This window comes from Streptomyces drozdowiczii, from assembly GCF_026167665.1.
Classification (GTDB): Bacteria; Actinomycetota; Actinomycetes; order Streptomycetales; family Streptomycetaceae; genus Streptomyces; species Streptomyces drozdowiczii_A.
Genome location: NZ_CP098740.1, coordinates 6,826,214 through 6,847,164, shown reverse-complemented (window position 1 = coordinate 6,847,164; position 20,951 = coordinate 6,826,214). Strand labels below are relative to the sequence as shown.

Below are 20,951 nucleotides of genomic sequence, written 5' to 3'. Positions count from 1 at the left end.
GCAGCGGGAGACCAGCCATGCCCAAGGACGCCCTCAGCCGCGCCGAGATCAGGTCGTACGCACAGCTCAGCCCGTTCGAGCTGAAAGACAAGTTCATCAGCATCGCCCAGGCCGAGCAGGGCGACAAGCCGGGCCAGAAGGACAAGACGACCCGGGTGATGCTGAACGCCGGCCGCGGGAACCCGAACTGGGTCGCGACCGGTCCTCGCGAGGCCTACCACGCACTCGGCTACTTCGCGCTCGAGGAATCCCGCCGGGTCTGGACGGCCGACAACTTGGGTGGGATGCCCGAGGAGGCCGGATGCGCCGAACGCTTCGCCCGCTTCGTCCGTACGCACCCCGAACTGCCCGGCATCGAGCTGCTGAAGGCGTGCCTCGATCTGGCCATCGAGCGGTTCGGCTTCGTGCCTGACGCCTTCGTGCACGAGCTGGCGGATTCCTCGATCGGTGACAACTACCCCGTACCGGGGCGCTTCCTGCCGCACGCCGAGCAGATCGTACGGGGATACGTGGCCGACGAGATGTTCGACCACCGGCCGCCGGAGGGGCAACACCTGAGCCTCTTCGCGACCGAGGGCGGCACCGCCGCGATGTGCTACATCTTCGACTCGCTCTTGAAGAACGGCATCCTGCACCGGGGCGACCGCATCGCGCTCATGGTGCCGCTGTTCACACCGTATCTGGAGATTCCGGAACTGGACACGTACGGCTTCGACGTCGTGCACGTCGAAGCGAACCTGTTCACCGAAACCGGCGTTCGGCAGTGGCGGTACCCGCCGGAGGAAGTCGCCAAACTGGCCGACCCCGCTGTCCGGATGGTCTGCTGCGTCAACCCGAGCAACCCCCCTTCCCTCGCCCTCTCCTCCCGTGTCACCGAGCAGATCACGCAGATCGTGGCCGAACAGAACCCGAACCTCATCATCGTGACGGACGACGTCTACGGCACCTTCGTCGAGGGCTTCCGCTCACTCGCCGCCGAACTGCCGCGCAACTCCCTGCTCGTCTACTCCTACTCCAAGCACTACGGCGCCACCGGCTGGCGGCTCGGCGTCATCGGACTGCACGACGACAACGTCATCGACGCGATGCTGACCGAGCAGAGCGCCGAGCAGAAGGCCCGACTGGCCAAGCGATACGGGTCGCTCTCCCTGGAACCGGAGCGGATGCGATTCATCGACCGGCTGGTAGCGGACTCCCGGCAGGTGGCACTCAACCACACGGCCGGCCTGTCACTGCCACAGCAGGTGATGATGACCCTGTTCTCACTGTTCAACATGCTGAACGAGGGCCAGCAGTACAAGACCCGCATCCGCTCCATCGTGCAGCAGCGCCTCCAACTGCTGCTCGAAGGCGCGCACATGAAGATCTCGCAAGACCCGAAGCGGGCCGCGTACTTACATCGAGCTGGACCTGCTGGCGGAGGCCGAACGCACCCTGGGCAAAGAGTTCGCCGACTATCTGGAGGCCAACTACGAGCCGGTGGACCCGCTGTTCCGGCTGGCCGAGCAGACCTCCGTGGTGCTGCTGAACGGCGGCGGCTTCGACGGCCCGCAGTGGTCGGTCCGCGTCTCCCTGGCCAACCTCGACGACCTGGACTACCTGAAGATCGGCCACCATCTGAGGGCCATCTTCGACGAGTACGCACAGGAGTGGCGCAACGCCGGAACACGCCCCGCCTAACAGGTTCTCGGTCCTACCTGGTCACCGGCTTCCCCCATTGCCTTCGGTGGCCCCGCAACGGGGCTACCGGCCTCCGACCAACTGCCACCTCTTCCTCGTAGAACGTCGCACGCGGGTGCTGGCGCACCGCCTTGGAGCAGCACACCCGTTCTCTTCTGGTCTGTCAGGAGACCGGCCGACTCTGCGGCTCCGCCGGGGGCGGCGATTGTGCGCGGATGTGCCGACGTACGGCGACGGTGCTTGCACAGCCGGCGAGGGAGCCGAAGACGAGTGCCGCCGATGCGCCGGAGCCTGTGGATATGTAGTAGAGAAGCGGTCCGCCTGTGACGGTCTGGTAGGTGAGCAGCGAGTGCCACATGTCATTCGCCTCCGCCCCGAGCGTGGTGGCGGCGGCGGCGCCGAGAGCGTAGGCGGGAGCGGTGACGTGGTCGAACAGGGTCGGGAGGAGTCGCAGTGCCCACCAGACGGTTGCGACAAGGACTACCTCACCGAGCCGGTAGAGCAGCCAGCGCCCGAGCGTGGGCCCGGTGGGTGTGGTCCAGGCGCTGAGCTGGAGCCATTGCCGCAACAGGTCGCCGGGCTCGGACAGCCGGCCGTTACCGGTGAAACCGGTCTGGATGTAGGCGGCCACTTTCTGGTTCGAGGGCACGATGAGGGCGAAGAGGATCACTGCGGTACCCAGCGTTGCTGCGAGCCGTGCTGTTGATGTCGGGATTGACGTGGGCGGACGAGGTGTTGAGACGGGCTCACGGCTCAGCAAGGCCGTGACGCCTGTAGTCGCGGCTGCTGCCGCCAGAGCGGCGACGAGAGGGAGGTCGCGGCCTTGAGACATCGTGCTCGCGAGGGTGGGCAGGAGCTGGTGGGTTGCCGATCCGCCGGATGCTGCGGCCCAGGGGGCAGAGACGGTGACGGCGAGCATGGCTGCGGTGATTCCCCAGCCCCATAGGGCCGTCGTGCGGGCGATGGTGTGCAGGACAGTACGGCCGGAGAGTCGGCGCAGCAGCGGGGCCGCGCCACCGGAGAAGATGAGGATGAGCGCGGCGTAGCGTACGCGCATCGCGGTCTCCCGCAGTGCCACGTAGTCCGCGCCATGGCCACTGGCCCCGGCCGGGTAGGTGAACTGGGGTGAGGACGGCACCTCCGTCGACCAGGGCGTCGTCCACGCCTTGAGTCGGTTCGCCTGGTCAGGGCCCAGGAAGTTCGTTGCTCCAGGCAGGCTGAGTACGTGTGTGGTCGACCCCGCCCAGTAGAGGAGGCCGGCCAACACCAGCCCTCCGAAAAGGGCCGGTCCGAGCGCTCGGAAACCGGTCATCGTCTGACTCCCCCTGCGGTGCGCGTTGATGCGGGTTGTGGCTGAGGCGGTGGTACGGGTGCGAGGAGGAGGCTCTGTGAGGCAGTCGTTCCGCGCGTCTCCCCGCGTCTCCCCTGGCTCGGTGGGTAGAGATGGCTCAAGACGGGTCGTCGGGTACCGCTGCCAGAAGGCGGTGAAGGATGGGTCCGGCCGAGCCGCCGCCCGTGACACCTTGCTCGACCACGCAGGCCACCGCGACATTGCCGCGCCGGGCTACCAGCCAGCCGTTGTTCTCCTCGTCCTCGGCAACCTCGGCGGTTCCGGTCTTCGCGCCGATCGTGCCGGGCAGATCGGCCAGGATATGCGCGGTTCCGCCCGTTACGGTGGCACGCATCATCGTCTGCAACTGGTTCACCACGGTCCGCGGTAGTGCGGTGGTGGTGGTCCGGTCGTCCGTGTCGGGACGGATCGTCGGCTGGTGGAAGTGGCCGGAGGCCGCAGTCGCGGTGACCGAGGCCATGATGAGGGGGTTGGCCTGGATGCGGCCCTGTCCGATCATGGCAGCCGCCTTCTCTGTCTCGTCCTTCGGTACCGGCACCGATCCGTCGTACGAAGGGATGCCTACGTGCCATTCCTGGCCGACACCGAAGTACTTGCGCGCGACGTCGCCCGTTTCGGCGTCGCCGAGTTTGTCGCGCAGGCTGATGAAGGCCGTGTTGCAGGACTCCATGAAGTCTTTCTGGAAGGTCGCGCCGTGGAACTCCGACGTCTCGACGTTGTGGAACTCCTTGCCCACGATGAGGTGTTTGGGGCAGTCCACAATCGTTTGCGGGGTGACAGCGTTCTTCAGCAGCAGTGCGCTGCTCGTCACGATCTTCCAGGTGGAGCCGGGCGCATAGGTGCCTGAGGCGGCGCGGTTGAAACCGGTGGCGGGTGAGTTGGCCATGGCGAGGATCTCGCCGTTGTCGACGCGCAGAGCTACTAGCGAAGCGTTCTTGCCGTCGGCATCGGCGCCAAGAGCTCGGTCAGCGGCTGCCTGCCAGGTGGCGTCCAGAGTGGTCCGGGCCGATGCCGGGGCTTCTTTTCGCCCGAACGTGATCTCCGTGCGCTTCGTCTGCCCGGTGACCCGGTCGATCAGCCGAATCTTCCCTCGCGGCCCGCCGTCCCCACCCGCGATCTGCGTCAGCAGTGGCTGCAATGACGGGTAGGTGTCACCCGTAAGGGTCTTCCCGTGCCTGTCTGCGACGTCCGGCGTACTGGTTTCCTCACGCTCCAGACGGAACTTAGCCTGGTCGCTCAGGTGTGGGTGAACGAGCCCAAGGGACCAGTCGACCTTCCATGTTCCCTTCTCTTCCCGCAGGCGTACGCGTGAGGTGTACGTCCAGGTGCCGAGGGCTTTCACCGGCATCTTCGCGGTGAAAGGGACGCTCACCACGCCGTCGTCCGCGCGCTCAGCGGTAGCAGCGGTGAGACGGGGGCTGTCGATGTCGAGGCCCTCGGTGAAACTGCGGAGCACCTCCCCAGCCCGGGCGGGGCTGGTGGTCCGCCCTGCCGCGGCGTCGTAACGGCCGCGCGACTAGTCGGAGAGAAAGGCGCGCGCCTGGGCAGCGGCGGCCGGGTCCAAGGCATTCGGGCCGTTGTCGAAGGGACCGATCTTCGCGGCGTACGCACCGCCTGCGGTGAGAGCGAGGGTCGCTGCCGCGGCGGCGGTTACCTTGAGCGGGGAGCGTGAGGTTCTGCGTCGCCCGGAAGTGTGTGTCATGCCGTGAGGAGACCAAGCGGCGCCCCTTCATGTCCAAGACCGATATGGATTCAGAATTCATAGACTTTTGATATGGTCGCTGGTCGTGGACCTGATCCGGCACCTGGAATGCTTTGTAGCTGTTGCAGAAGAGTCACACTTCGGCCGTGCGGCGGTACGCCTGCACATGGCCCAGCCGCCCTTGTCACAGCGCATTCAGCGCTTGGAGCGAGAGCTGGAGGTGCGTTTGTTCGACCGCACCAGCCGCCAGGTCGCCCTCACGAAGGCCGGAATGCTGCTGCTGCCGGAAGCGCGTGCACTCCTCACCCGGGCTGCGACCCTGCGTGCCGCGGCCCGCCGGATCCGGGGCGGAGAGAGCGGACTGCTGCGCGCGGCACTGCCTGCCGACATCGCGAGCGCCACCGTCGCCGCCCTGATGGATGCCTTCCAGGAGAATTGCGCGACGGTGGAGCTGGAGCTGCAGGAGCTGTCGACAGGTGAGCAACTCGACCGGTTTGCCGCGCAGGAACTGGACGTCGGGCTGGTGCACCATCCCTGCGACGTGACAGGCCTCGAACTCGGCCCCGTACTGCGGCGCGACCTCGGCGTCCTGCTCCCTGGCAACGCACCCGCAACAGAGCACAGGGAGGTGACCCTGGCCTCGCTCAACGGCCACGAACTCGTGCTGTTCCCGCGGGCAGTCTCCCCCGCGCTCTACGATGACGTGCTGACAACCTGCGCGCGCGGCGGTTACACACCGCCCGCGATACGGCACGGCCGGGGCGACAGCTTCGTACGCGGCCTGGTCCTCTCGGCCTCGGCCGTTGCGTTCGCCCCACGCGACGCATGGGGCGACACCACCGGCCCCGGGCTCGTGTGGCGGCCCCTCGCCGGTGCTCCGCTGGCCTGGCGCCATTCCATCGCGTGGCCTCACGGGCACGGCGACGCTGCCGTGCGCGCGTTCGCCGACGCTGCTGAGCATGCCCTGCGGACGACAGCTGACGCCCGCCCCGACGCCCCTGCCCGCACGACACATCTGCGCCCCGCAGCGGAGTACTGGCTATGACCGACACCCTCACCCAACTCCGCGCGGCTTTCACCGACGCAGGAGTGAACGGCTGGATGCACGCCCGGGACATCGACTCCGGTACCGAAGTCGACTACCAGGGAAGCCAGTTGGTAAGCACCGCCAGCGTCCATAAGCTGCCCTTGCTCATCGCCCTGCATGAGCGGGCAGCGGCCGGCGACATCGACCTCACCGAGCAGGTCGACTGTCCGCCGGACGGGCGCGCCTCGGGGCCGACGGGACTCGCGGCCATGGCGGACACCGCCCGCCTCTCCCTGCGCGACCTGGCGTATCTGATGATGGCCGTCAGCGACAACGCCTCAGCCGACGTCATCCTGCGGCGCGTCGGGTTGGAAGCCGTGAACCGTACGACAGCACGCCTCGGCCTCACCCGCACCCATGCTCTTCACTCCTTCGGAGCGATGATGGCCAGCGTCAAGGAGGACGCCGGCCCAGGCGGCGCGCAGGCGCTCGCCGATCCACAGGTCATCGCCAGGCTCCGGGCTCTCGACCCGGCGCAGTCCAACCGCAGCACCCCTCGCGAGCTGACCCAACTGCTCGCCACGATCTGGCGTGACACGGCCTGCACCCCCGATCACTGCGCTTCCATGCGCCGTCTTATGGGACTTCAAGTCTGGCCACACCGCCTCGCCTCCGGGTTCCCCTTCGACGATGTGCACGTCGCGGGCAAAACGGGATCGCTACCGACGCTGCGCGGCGAGGTCGGCGTCGTCCAGTACCCCGACGGCGGCCGTTACGCAATCGCCGTATTCACCCGGACCGCCAGCACAGCTGCGATCGTTCCCGCGGCCGACGCCGTGATCGGCATCGCTGCCCGCATCGCCGTCGACACGCTGCGGGGGAAGGGAACAGCGCACACGTCCTGAACGCCACGTCACTGGTGAACGACGCCTTCAGGTCACAAAACTGCGCAGCTCCAACGCCTGCCTGTGTCACACTGCGGACTCTTGGCCGGGCCGGACTATGCCGCTTTCCGCCACCGTGTCAGCGAGGCGATGAGCCTTGGGTGCAAACTGCACGAAGGCCCCGCCATCACTTCGACGGGAAGAGGGTCGTCATCGCCCAGGCGCTGGTCTGGCCGCGTAGTGTGTTCCGGGTCTCCGGCGGATCGTGGCTGGTCGAAGTGCGCGCCCCCGTCGCTTACAGTCCGACGCTTGCCCGGATCACCACGGCCGAGCAGGTGCACGTCCAGGAGTACCTCCCGCCTCCCACTGACGACACGCCGCAAGCACACACGCGCCGCCTGTTCCGTCGCGGCTGACCATCAGGGTTTCCTCAGGCAGCAACAGCTGAAGCGTGCCGGGGCCTGCCGGGGAACGGATGCGGCCACCGTTGACACCGAGTTCGCCGTCCTGCACTCATACCGGCGGGCCACCGGACACCCCGCCAAGAGCGCCCCGGGGGCTTCGTCGTCCATACGCTCAGCCCCGTACGCGTGGGACGAGGCTCACAGGGGCCGGCGGGCTGTACGGCGCACCGAGTGCTGACCATCGTCCAGATGGGCGGCATGCTCGTCCTCGCCTACGTCGTCATGCGCCCGGCCCTGGTCACCCAATGGCTGCGCGCCTCCCGCTCAGCCGGACGGGCGCGGCGGGCCACTCGCCATCCGGCCGCACGCCGACCACGTCGTCAGCGCCGTCCTGGTCGACCTCCTGGTCCTGACCGACCCCCTGGCGGGCGGCCAGGGGCTTCGTGGACACCCCTAGGGCCGGCGTCCGCGCGGGGGTTCTGGCAGCTGCACCTCCTCGGCGCCCTCGCGGACGGCGCGTTCGGCCGCTTTCGTGTCGGCACCCGCGGAGATCAGGACGTCCTGCACCACCAGCCGTACGTTCTCCCACATCGCGACGGCGGGCGCGGGTCCGGCGTCCGGGGCGTTGCGGACGACTCCGAGCGCCCAGCGCGTCGCGTGACGGCGCACCGGCCGGCTGCCCGGGGCCGCCGCGAAGGAGGCCAGGGCGCCCGACAGGTCACGCAGTACGGGGGCGAACTCGCGCTGACACGCGGCGTCCAGGGACAGCGCGCGGCGGACGAGGGTGAAGCAGCTGTTGCCGAGCAGGTCCAGGTGGAGGGCGTCGGCCATCTCGCGGGAGAGCGGCTGCCGGTCCCTGCGGCGGTGGAGGGTGCGGGCGGCGACGCTGAGGCTGTCGGCCCGGGCCCGGCCCAGGTCGTCGAGCAGGCTGTACACCGTGCGCACCTCCTCCCAGGTGCGGGCGGTCCGCTCCTCCTCGGGGGCGTCCAGCTCGCGGGCGGTGAACTCCAGGGCGTCGGCCAGACCGGACAGGGTGGTGGACTCGGCCCGCCTGAGCAGGGAGACCGGGTGTACGGGGAAGAGGAGCTGGCTGAAGACCAGGGCCACCGCGCCGCCGACGAGCGCGTCCAGGACCCGGTTCGTCCCGGCCTGCCGCCCGGCGGCGACGCAGATGACGGCGCCCACGGCGGCTTGGGCCATGGTGATGCGCTCGCCGTCCAACACCAGGGTGATCAGGAGCGCGGCGAACACGGCCAGGCCGAAGGCGGCGGTGCCGTGGCCGAGGAGCGCGTAGGCCAGGTCCCCGACGACGACGCCCGTGATGACTCCGACCAGAACCCGGACGGTGTTGCTGCCACGCCCACCGAGCGGGGTGTTGAGGGCCACCAGGGTGGCGATCGGGGCGAACAGCGGGACGTGGTGGTCGATGAGGTCGTCCGCGATCCACCAGGACAGCGCGGCGGCCACGGCCTGCTGGAGCATCGGCCACAGGTTGTCGCGCACCCGCCTCAGGAGGCTCGCAGCCCGGCCTTTCCGACCGGCGTCGGAGGCACGGGGGATCATGGCGGGCTTCCCGGGCACCCCGCCGGGGCCGGTCGCACGGCCGTCAGACGACGTCCTCGAAGAGCCGCCGCCCCGGCTGGTGCCAGTACTTCAGCTCGGGGAGCCGGTCCGCCGGTTCGGGGCCCCAGGAGCCGGGTGCGTACGGCACGGGCGGCTGGGACGGGTCGAGGACGGAGGCGACGATCCGCCAGCACTCCAGGATCGTCGGGTAGAAGGCGAAGGCCTCCGGGTCGCCCACGACGGCACCGCGCAGGATGTTCTCGTATGGCAGCTCCTGCCGTCCGAGTACCGTCGCGAAGTCGACGCCGATGGGCACGGTGACCGGCTGCTCGACCCCGTCCTCGGGTTTGCGCAGCATGAGATCGGCTCGGATGCCGGTGTCGCCGTCGATGCGGAAGCGGATGAGGTTGGGCGGGGTCTCGGCGGCGCCGCTGCCGAACAGTTCCAGCGGCGGGGTGCGGAGCTGGACGATCACCTCGGTGGCGGTCACCGGGAGCGCCTTGCCGCTGCGCAGGTAGAAGGGGACTCCGGCCCAGCGCCAGTTGTCGATGAAGAGCCGGGTCGCGAAGTACGTCTCGGTGGTGGAGCCGGGGGCGACACCCTCGACGTCCAGGTAGCCCTCGTACTGGCCGCGCACGGTGGCCTCGGGATCCAGGGTGCGGACGGCGCGCAGCACCCGCCACTTCTCGAGGCCCTGGGCGCGGGCGTTGGAGACGTTGGGCGGGTCCATGGCCAGGAAGGCCAGCACCTGGAGCAGGTGGTTCTGGACGACATCGCGCAGGCAGCCCACGGCGTCGTAGAACGAGCCCCGGTCGGCGACGTCGAAGTCCTCGGCGAGGGTGATCTGCACGTTGTCCACGTACGAGCGGTGCCAGATCGGGGCGAGGAGAGTGTTGGCGAAGCGGGCGACCATCAAGCTCTCCACCGCGCTGTTGCCCAGGAAGTGGTCCACCCGCAGCAGGTGGTGGTCGTCGAAGAAGGCGCTCAGTTCTTTCTGGAGCTCGCGCGCGGACTCCTCGTCGTGCCCGAAGGGCTTCTCGACCACGAGGCGGGAGCGGCGGTTGAGTCCGGCGTCGCCCAGGGCGCGGGCCACGGTGGTGAACAGGGTCGGCGGGATCGCCAGGTAGTGGGTGACGAAGCCGTATCCGGCGACGGCCTCGCGCAGCCGGGCGAAGGTGCCGGGATCGGTGAAGTCGCCGGTCACGATGGAGAGGTTCGCCGCGAGACGGTCGAAGACCTGCTGGTCGAAGTCGGGGACGGCGGCGGCGATGGCCTCCCGGGCGTGTCCGCGCAGCGCATCGTCGTTCCAGTCGCCCGCGGCCACGCCGATGACGGGCACGGTAAGCCTGCCGTCCTCGGTGAGCCGGTACAGGGCGGGCATCAGCATCTTCTTGGCGAGGTCTCCGGTGATGCCGAAGAGCACGAGCGCGTCAGCCGGTTCGAGGTCGTCGGGGCCGAGGATGGTGTCGCTCATCGCGAGCGTCCTTTCTGCGGTGCGGAGCTGTGCCCGGAGTCGCCCGGGCGGGCCGGGGCGTGCTTGAAGCGGGTGTCGAGGGCCTCCTGGATCTGCCCGGCGTCCCGGCCCCGCGTCTCCGGCAGGTAGCGGCTGACGAACAGGAACGCGAGCACGCAGATCGCGGCGAAGATCCAGAAGGTCTCGCCCTGGCCGATGAGCCCGGCGAGGGGCAGGAAGGCGAGGCTCACGAGGAAATTGGAGATCCAGTTGACGGCGGTGGACAGGCTCGACCCCTCTGCCCGGACGGACGGCGGGAAGATCTCACCGATCAGCGTCCAGAAGACGGGGCCGAGACCGCCGGCGAAGGAGGCGATGTAGATCACCATGAACGTCAGGGTGAGCACCGATCCCATGTCCACGACGAAGGCGAGGCCCAGCATGAAGATGGACACCGCCATCAGGCCGAGCGAGACCAGGACCATCGGGCGGCGCCCCGCCCGGTCCACCAGCTTGATCGCCACCAGGGTCATGACCAGGTTGATCAGACCGATGAACACCGAGTAGAAGATCGAGTTCGAGGCGTTGAGGCCGGTCTGCTGGATGATGGTCGGCGCGTAGTAGATGATCGTGTTGATCCCCGCGAACTGCTGGACGGCCGCCAGGGTGAGCCCGACGACCAGCGCGGGCCGCACATCGGGCGCGAACAGCCGCCGGGAGCCCCCGCCGCCCTCAGCCTCCCTGCGCCGCTGCTTCTCGCGTTCCGCGTCCACACGCTCGCGGGCCCGCCGGAGCAGTTCGTCCGCCGTCTCCTCGTCGGTCAGCGCGGCGATCCCCTTGCGGGCCACGTCCTCGCGGCCGTGGGTGACGAGCCACTGCGGCGACTCCGGCAGCAGCCACAGGGTGGCCGCGATCATCAGGACGGCGGGGACCAGGCCGACCGCGAACATCGCCCGCCACCGCTCGCTGCTCGCGAAGGCGAGGTTGACGAGGTACGCCACGAGGATGCCGACCGTGATCATCAGCTGGTTCATCGTGAGCAGCCGGCCCCGGATGCGGGTCGGGGCGATCTCCGAGAGGTAGACGGGCACGGTCGCTGACGCGGCACCGACGGAGAGGCCGAGGACGACCCGGCCGGCCATGAGCATCGGGTAGCCGTTGGACAGCGAGGCGATCACCGTACCGACGACGAACACCAGGCCGATCAGGCCCAGTGCCTTGCGCCGGCCGACCCGGTCGGCGAAGCCGCCCGCCGAGGTGGCACCGATGACGGCGCCGATGAGCAGGACGCTGACCACGCTGCCCTGCTCGAAGGAACTGAGGTGGAAATCCTTCTTGATGTACAGCAGCGCACCGGAGACCACGCCCGTATCGAAACCGAACAGGAACCCGCCCAGCGCGATCGCGGTCGCCCAGAGAGTGATCTTCCGGATCCCCTCCGGGCCGACCTGCGTCAGCGGACTGTGGGTTCCCGGCTCTCTGGAGAATCCCTGAACCATGCGATGCCCTCATCTGTCGACGGCCGATTCCGCCATCGTCACCGCCCGGGGAAAGGACCGACATCCAGGAGGGCAACCGGGTGAAGACGGGAAACCTGAACGGCGGGTGGCGTGGATCCGGAGGGCCGTCGGCGGTGCGGGGGGTGCGCGAGGAGGAGCCGGGCTCCCGGCTCGCCGGCCTCGTGGGTGGTGGGAGGGACGGCGAGCGCCGAGGCGGCGCTGCTGGTCGTCCCGCCCGTGGCCGTACCGGGTCTGCCGGCCGGGATCGCTCCCGTGGTGCACCCGGTCGTCCGGGTGCCCTCTGCGGGTACAGGCGGCTGCCGCCGTGCCTACGCGTCCTCCAGGATCCGCGGCTTCCCGCGTTGCCCCGTGCGGCGTAGCGCTGGTGGCCACGGGCCGTCGGCCGGGGAAGGCTGCGGGCAGCACGGAGCTTCCACGCCCACCACCCTTCAGAGACCGGGAGCACGCTCATGGTCGTCGTCCGCACCGCCTGTACCGGCGAGCAGCAGGTCACCGGCGCATCGGCGTACCGCGCCGCTCCCCTTCACCCCGCCGCCCTGTAGTCGCCTTGGCGGAGACCAGCTACGGCGAGGATGCGGCGGCAGACGCCCGGTCAGCCGATCGCAAGGGCGGCCCCGGCCACACGGTGCTGCTGGCGGTGGCCTTCGCGGTGCCGGTCACAAAGGTCGCGTACACGGTCGGGGGTGGTGACGCGGCCCGTGACGTGTTCATCGGCATGGAACCCGCCAACTGGCCGGACGTCCTGATCGGCATGGTTCTCACCGACGCGCTCCTCGCGTCCGTGCTGGCCGTCGTCGTCTCCCGGGTCGTCTTCGCTCTGTTCGCGGCGCGTGGCGCGGTCCCCGTGAAAGGAGGCTTCCTCCGGGCGCTCCAGCGAGCGGCCCTCACCGTCGTCAGCCCGGCCTCGATGGCCGTGGTGGTGGCCTGCTTCTTCGGCCTCTGGTGGGGGCTGGGCACCGGGCTCGCCGCCTACGCGCTGCGCAAGGGCGTCGTCGTGGAATACCGTACCGGCAGACGCCACCCGCACCACCGCTCCGGCCGCGGCCGGGAGGCGTCCGGTTTCCACGACGACGACAGCTACCGCCCCTCGCCGCTGCTGCGCCGCGCGGCGGCCCTGGAGCAGTGGGCGGTCCTCGGCCTGACCGTCCTCGCCCTCCCGGTGCTGTCGTTCGCCGCCGCCCTGAACGGGCAGGCGTGGACCGGGATCGTCCGCTGCGAGGTCACCACCGGCGTCCGGACCGAGAGCAACCGCCTGATCGAGCTGAGCCGCAAGGGCAACGGCGTCGTGGGCTGGAACCTCGACACCCGGGAAATCTCCAACGGCGCGGGATGCGTCAGCGAGGAAAGCCTCTACGTGCGCGAACCCTGGTGGCGCGGCTGAGCGGCCGCACGCATGGTCGACCAGGTCTCGTCGACAGGACCGCCACGAAGTTGCGCCAGGCCCACCGTCGACGAAAGCGAGCAGAAGGTCCTTCTGGACCGTGCGCGGACTCCTTCGTGGGGCACGATCGGCGCGCAACCTTGCGTTAAACGGGTCAGCGAACGTAGACAGTGTCGTGCTGGTCGGGGATCACGCTGCCGTCGCTTCGGCGCACCGGCCCCGCGGTCCCGTTGGATGCGATGTACCCCTCGGTGGCGCAGGGGTAGGCGCCTTGCTTGCGGTCTTTCGGCCCGATGAACATGGGGTTGACCAGCCACTTGCCGTCCGCGTCATCGTACGAGCGGCACATCAGCTCGGTCTTGTTGCGGTTCAGGGCCAGCCGCAGCCCCGTCGCGTCTCGCAGCATCGACACATCGGTGTCGGAGTCCCCCGCCGCGAACACCGGTCGCTGGTTGGGCGGTTGCACTCTCGACGCGGCCGTGCCCCGGATGTCGTAGATCTCCTTGTTGATCCAGCAGCGCTTGCCGTCGATGTACGTGATCTGCGTGTCGTCGCCCGTACGCGCGGTGCCGCAGCCGCTGAGGTGCGAGGTGTAGCGGCCCCGTTCGGTGGTGGACCGGATTCCGATCACGTTCCCCGGTGCGATGTCGACTCCCTGGGCCCAGACGTCGACGACGGGCTGCGGTGACGCCGAGACGATCCACACGTCGAAGCCCGCCCGGCGCAGGGTGTGGATCAGGTCGCGTTGCTGGTCGTAGTAGCGGACGTAACCGGTGGCGTCCGTGGTGCTGCCGACCTTCTGCGTGGCCCCGAGCGGTGCCGTTAGGTTCTCGGTGCGGGCCGCCGCCGCGAAGGAGCGCACCTGCGCGGCCGTCCAGCCGTGTGTCAGCTGCGCCAGCCAGGCGTACGAGGGCTCCATGGTGCGCCGGTCGTACCCGGCGAAGGCGGCATCGCCGGAGGTGGTCGCCGCCTCGCCGTAGACGGACAGGATCTCGTCGGCGCAGGCCGTGTCCGTCGCGGTCGGCAGGGTGCGGTCCCGTCCGGTGCCGGATGGGCAGGCGGCGCGCAGTGCCCTCGCGGCGGCGGTGGTGAGGTAGCGGCTGGTGGTGCGCCAGTCGCCGTGCTCGGGTTCGCGTATCCGGGAGTTGCGCAGCAGCCAGTACATGGTGGCGTCGCCGATGTCGTTCTTGATGACGGTGTTGTCCCAGTCGAACACCGCGACGGGCTTGTTGCGGTCGTGGTGCCGTTGCGGGGCGCATGTGCCGTAGCGGTCGATGAGTTGCTGGATGCGTGCCCGGTTGTTCCCGTACCAGCCTGCGGAGACGGTCAGCCGGGGACAGGAGCGGTCAGGTCCGTGACGGTCGTGGGCCCCGGCGGGCTGGGCCGCAGTGGTGAGGGCCGTCGCCAGGGCGAGCGCGGTGACGGAGAGGCGTACGGCAGACGGGCGGGAGAGGCGAGAGGGAACAGGCACGTTGAGGGATCTCCTCGGTCTGGACGATCGTCGTGGAGCTCAGGGGCAGTCCGGCGGATCGTGGCCGGGTCCACCGCAGTCGGCAGGTACCTCGCCGTGGTGCCGGAACGTCCTGACAGCTCGGCTGTCCAGGCGCTCCGGCACCTTGAGGGGCACCGCACCGGCACGGCGTCCTCGTCGGCGCCGTTGGCCGCCCGGTGGATGGGCGGCCCGGCCGTCGGCCCGGCTGCGGCGCGCCGGTTCGGTCGCCGTGCCGTTGTCCCGCCGGGCCTGGTGCCGGTCGGCTTTACAGCGGCGTGACGTACGCGCCGGAGATTCCGCCGTCGACCAGGAAGTCGGTGGCGTTGACGAAGGACGAGTCGTCGCTCGCGAGGAAGGCGACGGCGGCCGCCATCTCGGTGGGCTCGGCGAACCTGCCGAGCGGGATGTGCACCAGCCGGCGCGCGGCCCGCTCCGGGTCCTTGGCGAACAGCTCCTGGAGCAGCGGGGTGTTGACCGGCCCGGGCACAGGGCGTTGACGCGGATGCCTTCCCGGGCGAACTGCACGCCCAGTTCCCGCGACATGGCCAGGACGCCGCCCTTGGACGCGGTGTACGAGATCTGCGAGGTCGCCGCCCCCATCCGGGCCACGAAGGACGCGGTGTTGATGATGGAGCCCCTGCCCTGGCGGCGCATGTACGGGATGGCGGCCTTGCAGCACAGGTAGACGGAGGTGAGGTTGACGTCCTGCACCCGGCGCCAGGCGTCGAGGCCGGTCTCCAGGATCGAGTCGTCGTCGGGCGGCGAGATTCCCGCGTTGTTGAAAGCGACGTCGACCGAGCCGTACGTGTCGAACGCGGCCTTGAACAGCGCCTCGACCTGGTCGGAGTCGGTGACGTCGGTGCGTACGAAGAGTCCTCCGACTTCTTCGGCGGCGGCCTTGCCGTGCTCCTCGTCCACGTCTGCGCAGACGACGTGGGCGCCCTCGGCAGCCAGCCGCCGCACGGTGGCGAGGCCGATGCCGCTGCCGGCTCCGGTGACGACGGCGGTGCGGCCGACCAGGCGGCGGCAGACAGGGGTGGTGTCGGTCATGGTGCTCAGGCCTCCGTGCTGATGAAGACGTTCTTGGTTTCGGTGAAAGCGGTGAGGGCGTCCGGTCCCAGTTCGCGTCCCAGGCCGGACTGTTTGAATCCGCCGAACGGCGTGGAGTACCGGACGCTGGAGTGCGAGTTGACCGAGAGGTTCCCGGCCCGCAGGCCCTGGCTGACCCGCAGCGCGCGGCCCACGTCACGGGTCCAGACGGAGCCGGCCAGACCGTACTGCGTGGCGTTCGCCAGGCGTACGGCGTCCGCTTCGTCGTCGAAGGGAAGCACCACGGCGACCGGGCCGAAGACCTCGTCGACGGCCACCGGCGCGTCCGGCGACACCCCGGCGAGGACTGTCGGCGGGTACCAGAACCCGGGCCCCTCGGGGGCGGAGCCGAGGAGGGTGACGGCCCCCGCCGCCTCGCGGTGCTCGGCCGCACCGTCCACGAAGCCGCGTACCCGGTCGCGCTGGACGGCCGAGATCAGGGGGCCCATCTGGGTCTTCTCGTCCGACGGGTCCCCCACCACGACGGCGGCGAGCGCCGGGGCGAGCAGGTCGAGGAAGCGGTCGTACAGGGAGCGTTCGACCAGGATGCGGGTGCGTGCGCAGCAGTCCTGGCCCGCGTTGTCCAGGAAGGACATCGGGGTGCTCGCGGCAGCGGCCTCCAGATCGGCGTCGGCGAAGACGACGTTGGGGCTCTTGCCGCCCAGTTCCAGGGTGAGGCGCTTCACGCGTTCGGCGCACCGGGTCATGATCTGCTTGCCGGTCCGGGTCGAGCCGGTGAACACGATCTTGGCAACGCCCGGGTGCTCGACCAGGGCGTTGCCCGCGACCGGTCCCTCGCCGGGCAGTACCTGGAACAGTCCCTCGGGCAGCCCGGCCGCGAGTGCCAGTTCGGCGAGGCGCAGTGCGGTCAGCGGTGTCGTCTCGGCGGGTTTGAGCAGCACGGCGTTGCCGGCGGCGAGCGCGGGTGCCAGGCCCCATGCGGCGATCGGCATCGGGAAGTTCCACGGGGCGATGATCCCGATCACGCCGAGGGGTTCCAGGATGGTGAAGTCGATGCCGCCCGCGACCGGGATCTGCCGGCCCAAGAGGCGTTCGGCTCCGCCGGCGCTGTAGTCGAGGAGGTCGCGCACGTTGCCCGCCTCCCAGCGGGCGTTGCCCAGGGTGTGTCCGGCCTCGCGGACCTCCAGCCGGGCCAGTTCCTCGACGTGGTCGTCGACGACGGCGGCGAAGCGGCGCAGCAGCCGGGCGCGGTCGGCGGGGGCCGCCGCGGCCCAGCTGCGCTGGGCTGTGCCGGCCCGGGTGACGGCTGCGTCGACGTCGGCTGCGGTGGCGGCCGGTACGGTGGCGATGACCTCGGCCGTCGCCGGGTTCAGGACGTCCAGGGTGTGCGGTGCGGACTGGTGTGACACGTACGGGCCTCGATCGGGAGTGGGGGCGGGGTGGGAGGTCACAGGCGTTCGAACGAGCGGCGCAGTTCCCAGTCGGTCACGGCGGCGTCGTACGCGGCGAGTTCGACATGTGCCATGTTCAGGTAGTGCGCCACGACCTCCTCGCCGAACGCCTCCTTGGCGATGGGGCTGGCCTCCCACAGGTCCGCCGCCTCGCGCAGGGTGGTCGGCACCTGCTCGTACTCCGAGGTGTAGGCGTTGCCCGTACAGGACTCGGGGAGGCGCAGCTTGTGCTCCACGCCGTACAGTCCGGCGGCGACCAGGCCGGCGGTGGCGAGGTACGGGTTGACGTCGCCGCCGGGCAGCCGGTTCTCGAACCGGCGTGACCGGCCGTGGCCGACCACGCGCAGGGCGCAGGTGCGGTTGTCGTGGCCCCAGGCGACGGCCGTCGGGGCGAAGGAACCGGGCTGGAACCGCTTGTAGGAGTTGATGTTGGGTGCGTACAGCAATGAGAAGTCGCGCAGTGCGGCGAGCTGGCCGGCCAGGAAGTGGCTCATCAGCTCCGACATGTCTTCGGGGCCGTCGCCCGCCATCGCGTTGTCACCGTTCTCGTCGGTGAGCGAGAGGTGGATGTGGCAGGAGTTGCCCTCGCGCTCGTTGTACTTCGCCATGAAGGTGAGCGAGACGCCCTCCTGTGCGGCGATCTCCTTGGCACCCGTCTTGTAGATGGCGTGCTGGTCGCAGGTGACGAGCGCCTCGTCGTAGCGGAAGGCGATCTCGTGCTGGCCGAGGTTGCACTCGCCCTTGGCCGACTCGACGGTCAGCCCGGCGGCCTGCATCTCGTTGCGGATGCGGCGCAGCAGGGGCTCGACGCGGCCGGTGCCGAGGATGGAGTAGTCGATGTTGTACTGGTTGGCGGGGGTCAACCCGCGGTAGTCGCGGTCCCACGCCTCCTCGTAGCTGTCCTTGAAGACGATGAACTCCAGCTCCGTGCCGACCTGCGCGGTGTAGCCGAGGGAGGCCAGCCGGTCCAGCTGGCGGCGCAGCACCTGGCGCGGTGCGGCGACGACCGGCCGGCCGTCGTTCCACGCGAGATCCGCGACCAGCAGCGCGGTGCCCTCGTGCCAGGGCAGCAGTCGCAGGGTCGCCAGGTCGGGGTGCATGGCGAAGTCGCCGTAGCCGTGTTCCCAGGAGGACATGGCGTAGCCGTCGACCGTGTTCATGTCGGTGTCCACGGCGAGGAGGTAGTTGCAGCCCTCGGTACCGTGCTCCAGCACCTCGTCGAGGAAGAATCCGGCGGCGAACCGCTTGCCCTGGAGTCTGCCCTGCATGTCGGGAAAGGCCAGGACGACGGTGTCGATCGAACCGCTCGCCACGAGGGAGCGAAGCTCCTCGACGGCGAGCGGGGGTGTGCGGTCTGCCACGGGATTCCTCCTTGGGTGCACCGGAAGCCATAAGGTATGGCAGAGAACCATTACTTGGGAAGGGGAAACGTCCAGTGGCGAGCAAGAACTCGACCGGCGCCGGCCCGGTGGCCGGGGAGGCGGACGTGAGGGAGCCGGAGGCGAGTGCCGCGGAAGACGCCCCGGCGGACCGGCTGACGCCCGTACTGCGCCCCGTACGCGCCGGAAACGGATTCGAGGAGGCACTGGAGCAGACCCTGCAACTGCTGCGGCTCGGCCTGGTCCCGCCAGGCGAACGGCTGCCCTCCGAGCGTGAGCTGTCCCACCGTATGCGGATCAGCCGGGTGACCCTGCGCGAGGTCCTCAAGGTGCTCCAGGACCAGGGCATGGTGGAGAGTCGGCGGGGCCGTTACGGCGGTACGTTCGTCCTGCCGCGCGCCGCAGTTCCGGCAGGCGAGCAGGAGCTGCGGCGCCGGGTGGCGGCCGTCGACGTGGAGGACACCCTGCGCTTCCGCGAGGTGCTGGAGGTCGGCGCCGCCGGGCTCTGCGCGAACGGCCTCGAACCCGACGGCGCCACCCGGCTGCGTTCGGCCCTGGACGCGACGCAGGACGCCCGGTTCGACGACTACCGCCGCCAGGACACCCTGCTCCACCTCACCCTCGCCGAGCTCTCCGGCTCACGCTCGCTGGCCGCCCAGTACGCCGCCGTACGCGCGACCCTGAACGACCTCCTGGACTGCATTCCGCTGCTGGTGCGCAACCTGGAACACTCGCAGCAGCAGCACGCGGCCCTCGTGGAAGCGGTCCTCGACCGGGACGCAGAGGCGGCGTCGGAGGTCATGCGCGAACACTGCTGCGGCACGGCGGCACTGCTGCGCGGCTTCCTGGCATGACGCGTGGCACGACACGGGCGCTCGCGCACCGCGGTGGCCTCCGCCCATCACGCAGGAGGGCCCGACCCGTAACCACTGTTTAACGTACGCCCCTTGTATTTCCTCGGACGATCCACAAAGGTGTGGCGACGAACCTTTGATGTAGGCCCCTCTTGCCTCTCACCTCGACGCTGCGCCGTCGACACACCTTCGGAGCGCCCCATGGCCCAGGGAACCGACACACACGCCCACCCACCCGGCGACGCGAGCGGAGCGGCGAGCGACACGGACGCGTACCTGCACCGCCGTACGCTGCGTCGGGGCAGCGCTGGCTGGCTCCTGCTCACCGGCCTCGGCGTCGCCTACGTCGTCTCCGGCGACTACTCCGGCTGGAACATCGGACTGTCCAAGGGCGGCTTCGGCGGCCTGGCGGCGGCCACCGTCCTGATGGGAGTGATGTACGCCTGTCTGGTCTTCGCCCTGGCCGAGCTCTCCGCCATCCTGCCCACCGCGGGCGGCGGTTACGGCTTCGCGCGACGCGCGCTCGGCACCTGGGGCGGATTCCTGACCGGCACGGCGATCCTCATCGAGTACATCATCGCCCCCGCCGCCATCGCCCTGTTCATCGGTGACTACGTCGAATCGCTCGGCCTGTTCGGCCTGACCTCCGGCTGGCCCGTCTATCTCGCCTGCTTCGTGATCTTCATCGGCATCCACCTGTGGGGCGTCGGCGAGGCGCTGCGGTTCAGCCTGGTGGTGACCGCGATCGCCGTCGCCGCACTGCTGGTCTTCGCCGTCGGCGCGCTCACCGATTTCGACGCGAACCGTCTCAACGACATCCCGGTGGACACCGGCGCGGTCGGCTCCTCCTCCTGGCTGCCCTTCGGCCTCCTCGGCATCTGGGCCGCCTTCCCCTTCGGCATGTGGTTCTTCCTCGGCGTCGAGGGCGTGCCGCTGGCCGCCGAGGAGGCCAAGGACCCGGTCCGCTCCATGCCGAAGGCGCTGGCCATCGCGCTCACCGTACTCGTCGGCCTCGCGGTCCTCACCTTCCTGGCCGCCACCGGCGCCCAGGGCGCAAAGGCCATCCAGGAAGCGGGCAACCCCCTGGTCGTGGCGTTGGAGGGCAAGGGCGGCCACACCGGGCTGAGCCGGTTCGTCAACTACGCCGGCCTGGCCGGTCTGGTGGCGTCCTTCTTCTCGCTCATCTTCGCCGGTTCCCGTCAGCTCTTCGCCCTGTCCCGGGCCGGCTACCTGCCGCGTTTCCTCTCCCTCACCAACCGGCGCAAGTCCCCCTACCTCGGCCTGCTGATCCCCGGCGCGATCGGCTTCACGCTGGCCGCCTGGGTCGGGAACGGCGGCCGGATGCTCAATGTCGCCGTCTTCGGCGCCACGATCAGCTACGCCCTGATGGCGCTGTCCCACATCGTGCTGCGCCGCCGCGAGCCCGCCCTGGAACGCCCGTACCGCACCCCCGGCGGCGCGGTCACCTCGTCCGTCGCCTTCGTGCTGGCATGCTCGGCACTGGTGGCCACCTTCCTGGTGGACCGCGACGCGGCATTCATCGCACTCGGCGTGTACGTGGTGGCGTTGGCGTACTTCGCCTTCTACAGCCGGCACCACCTCGTGGCGGGCGCCCCGGAAGAGGAGTTCGCCGCGCTCGCAGCGGCGGAGGCCGAACTGTCCAGGGACTGAACGGAGCCCCGCCGCCGAACCCGGGCCCCCTGCCGCACCGTACGCGGCGGGGGGCAGCACCACGACCGCAGCGAATCCGGACGACGAAG

At 69.8% G+C, this 20,951-nt stretch carries 12 protein-coding genes and 3 pseudogenes; 6 read left to right on the top strand and 9 right to left on the bottom strand.

The features are described 5' to 3' along the window. The first annotated feature begins 17 nt into the window (after positions 1 to 17). A pseudogene (locus NEH16_RS30980) lies at positions 18 to 1,680 on the top strand (bifunctional aspartate transaminase/aspartate 4-decarboxylase). A gap of 163 nt (positions 1,681 to 1,843) precedes the next feature. Here the strand turns inward: NEH16_RS30980 and NEH16_RS30975 are convergent. Then, positions 1,844 to 2,992: a hypothetical protein gene (locus tag NEH16_RS30975; RefSeq protein WP_265546416.1), complete on the bottom strand. Its 1,149-nt coding sequence runs from the start codon at positions 2,990 to 2,992 to the stop codon at positions 1,844 to 1,846. A 136-nt stretch (positions 2,993 to 3,128) separates the two neighbouring features. Continuing rightward, positions 3,129 to 4,733, bottom strand: a pseudogene (locus NEH16_RS30970) (penicillin-binding transpeptidase domain-containing protein). Positions 4,734 to 4,818: 85 nt separating this feature from the next. Between NEH16_RS30970 and NEH16_RS30965 the strand changes: the two are divergent. Together NEH16_RS30965 and NEH16_RS30960 are read left to right on the top strand one after the other, a co-directional pair. Further along, positions 4,819 to 5,778 (top strand): LysR family transcriptional regulator, encoded by a 960-nt coding sequence (locus NEH16_RS30965; protein ID WP_265546414.1) that lies wholly within the window; start codon positions 4,819 to 4,821, stop codon positions 5,776 to 5,778. After that, a complete protein-coding gene (locus NEH16_RS30960; protein ID WP_265546412.1) occupies positions 5,775 to 6,665 on the top strand; it encodes a serine hydrolase in 891 nt (296 codons plus the stop codon). The genes NEH16_RS30965 and NEH16_RS30960 overlap by 4 nt, the downstream gene beginning before the upstream one ends. Positions 6,666 to 7,501: 836 nt before the next feature. On the opposite strand, the gene NEH16_RS30955 is transcribed toward NEH16_RS30960, so the two are convergent. From NEH16_RS30955 to NEH16_RS30945, 3 genes are all read right to left on the bottom strand, one after another. Continuing rightward, positions 7,502 to 8,551: an FUSC family protein gene (locus NEH16_RS30955; RefSeq protein WP_265546410.1), complete on the bottom strand. Its 1,050-nt coding sequence runs from the start codon at positions 8,549 to 8,551 to the stop codon at positions 7,502 to 7,504. A gap of 103 nt (positions 8,552 to 8,654) precedes the next feature. Next, positions 8,655 to 10,085 (bottom strand): glucose-6-phosphate dehydrogenase, encoded by a 1,431-nt coding sequence (zwf, locus tag NEH16_RS30950; RefSeq protein ID WP_265546408.1) that lies wholly within the window; start codon positions 10,083 to 10,085, stop codon positions 8,655 to 8,657. Further along, positions 10,082 to 11,563, bottom strand: a complete 1,482-nt coding sequence (locus NEH16_RS30945) for a sugar porter family MFS transporter (RefSeq protein ID WP_265546407.1) — start codon at positions 11,561 to 11,563, stop codon at positions 10,082 to 10,084. Before NEH16_RS30945 ends, zwf begins: the two co-directional genes overlap by 4 nt. Before the next feature lie 568 nt (positions 11,564 to 12,131). Between NEH16_RS30945 and NEH16_RS30940 the strand changes: the two genes are divergently transcribed. Next, positions 12,132 to 12,965 carry a hypothetical protein gene (locus tag NEH16_RS30940; RefSeq protein ID WP_265546405.1) on the top strand — a complete coding sequence of 278 codons (834 nt, stop codon included), beginning with the start codon at positions 12,132 to 12,134 and terminating at the stop codon, positions 12,963 to 12,965. A 154-nt stretch (positions 12,966 to 13,119) separates the two neighbouring features. On the opposite strand, the gene NEH16_RS30935 is transcribed toward NEH16_RS30940, so the two are convergent. The 4 genes and pseudogenes from NEH16_RS30935 to NEH16_RS30920 form a co-directional block, all read right to left on the bottom strand. Continuing rightward, positions 13,120 to 14,436, bottom strand: a complete 1,317-nt coding sequence (locus NEH16_RS30935) for an HAD family hydrolase (protein WP_265546403.1) — start codon at positions 14,434 to 14,436, stop codon at positions 13,120 to 13,122. Between the two features lie 286 nt (positions 14,437 to 14,722). Further along, positions 14,723 to 15,507 (bottom strand): annotated as a pseudogene (locus NEH16_RS30930) (3-oxoacyl-ACP reductase). A 5-nt stretch (positions 15,508 to 15,512) separates the two neighbouring features. Further along, positions 15,513 to 16,916 carry an aldehyde dehydrogenase family protein gene (locus tag NEH16_RS30925; RefSeq protein ID WP_265546402.1) on the bottom strand — a complete coding sequence of 468 codons (1,404 nt, stop codon included), beginning with the start codon at positions 16,914 to 16,916 and terminating at the stop codon, positions 15,513 to 15,515. A 38-nt stretch (positions 16,917 to 16,954) separates the two neighbouring features. Next, on the bottom strand, positions 16,955 to 18,319 hold the full coding sequence (locus NEH16_RS30920) for a glutamine synthetase family protein (protein WP_265546401.1): 1,365 nt from the start codon (positions 18,317 to 18,319) through the stop codon (positions 16,955 to 16,957). A gap of 74 nt (positions 18,320 to 18,393) precedes the next feature. Between NEH16_RS30920 and NEH16_RS30915 the strand changes: the two genes are divergently transcribed. Then, positions 18,394 to 19,191: a FadR/GntR family transcriptional regulator gene (locus tag NEH16_RS30915; protein ID WP_374215586.1), complete on the top strand. Its 798-nt coding sequence runs from the start codon at positions 18,394 to 18,396 to the stop codon at positions 19,189 to 19,191. A gap of 201 nt (positions 19,192 to 19,392) precedes the next feature. Continuing rightward, complete coding sequence (gene eat / locus NEH16_RS30910) at positions 19,393 to 20,862, top strand: ethanolamine permease (protein ID WP_164641170.1); 1,470 nt, start codon at positions 19,393 to 19,395, stop codon at positions 20,860 to 20,862. The last annotated feature ends 89 nt before the right edge of the window (positions 20,863 to 20,951 follow it).

Bases quoted from the DNA above. Each gene is read 5' to 3' on its own strand.
- zwf (WP_265546408.1), bottom strand. From the start codon at position 10,085: ATGAGCGACACCATCCTCGGCCCCGACGACCTCGAACCGGCTGACGCG.
- NEH16_RS30945 (WP_265546407.1), bottom strand. From the start codon at position 11,563: ATGGTTCAGGGATTCTCCAGAGAGCCGGGAACCCACAGTCCGCTGACG.
- NEH16_RS30960 (WP_265546412.1), top strand. From the start codon at position 5,775: ATGACCGACACCCTCACCCAACTCCGCGCGGCTTTCACCGACGCAGGA.
- eat (WP_164641170.1), top strand. From the start codon at position 19,393: ATGGCCCAGGGAACCGACACACACGCCCACCCACCCGGCGACGCGAGC.
- NEH16_RS30975 (WP_265546416.1), bottom strand. From the start codon at position 2,992: ATGACCGGTTTCCGAGCGCTCGGACCGGCCCTTTTCGGAGGGCTGGTG.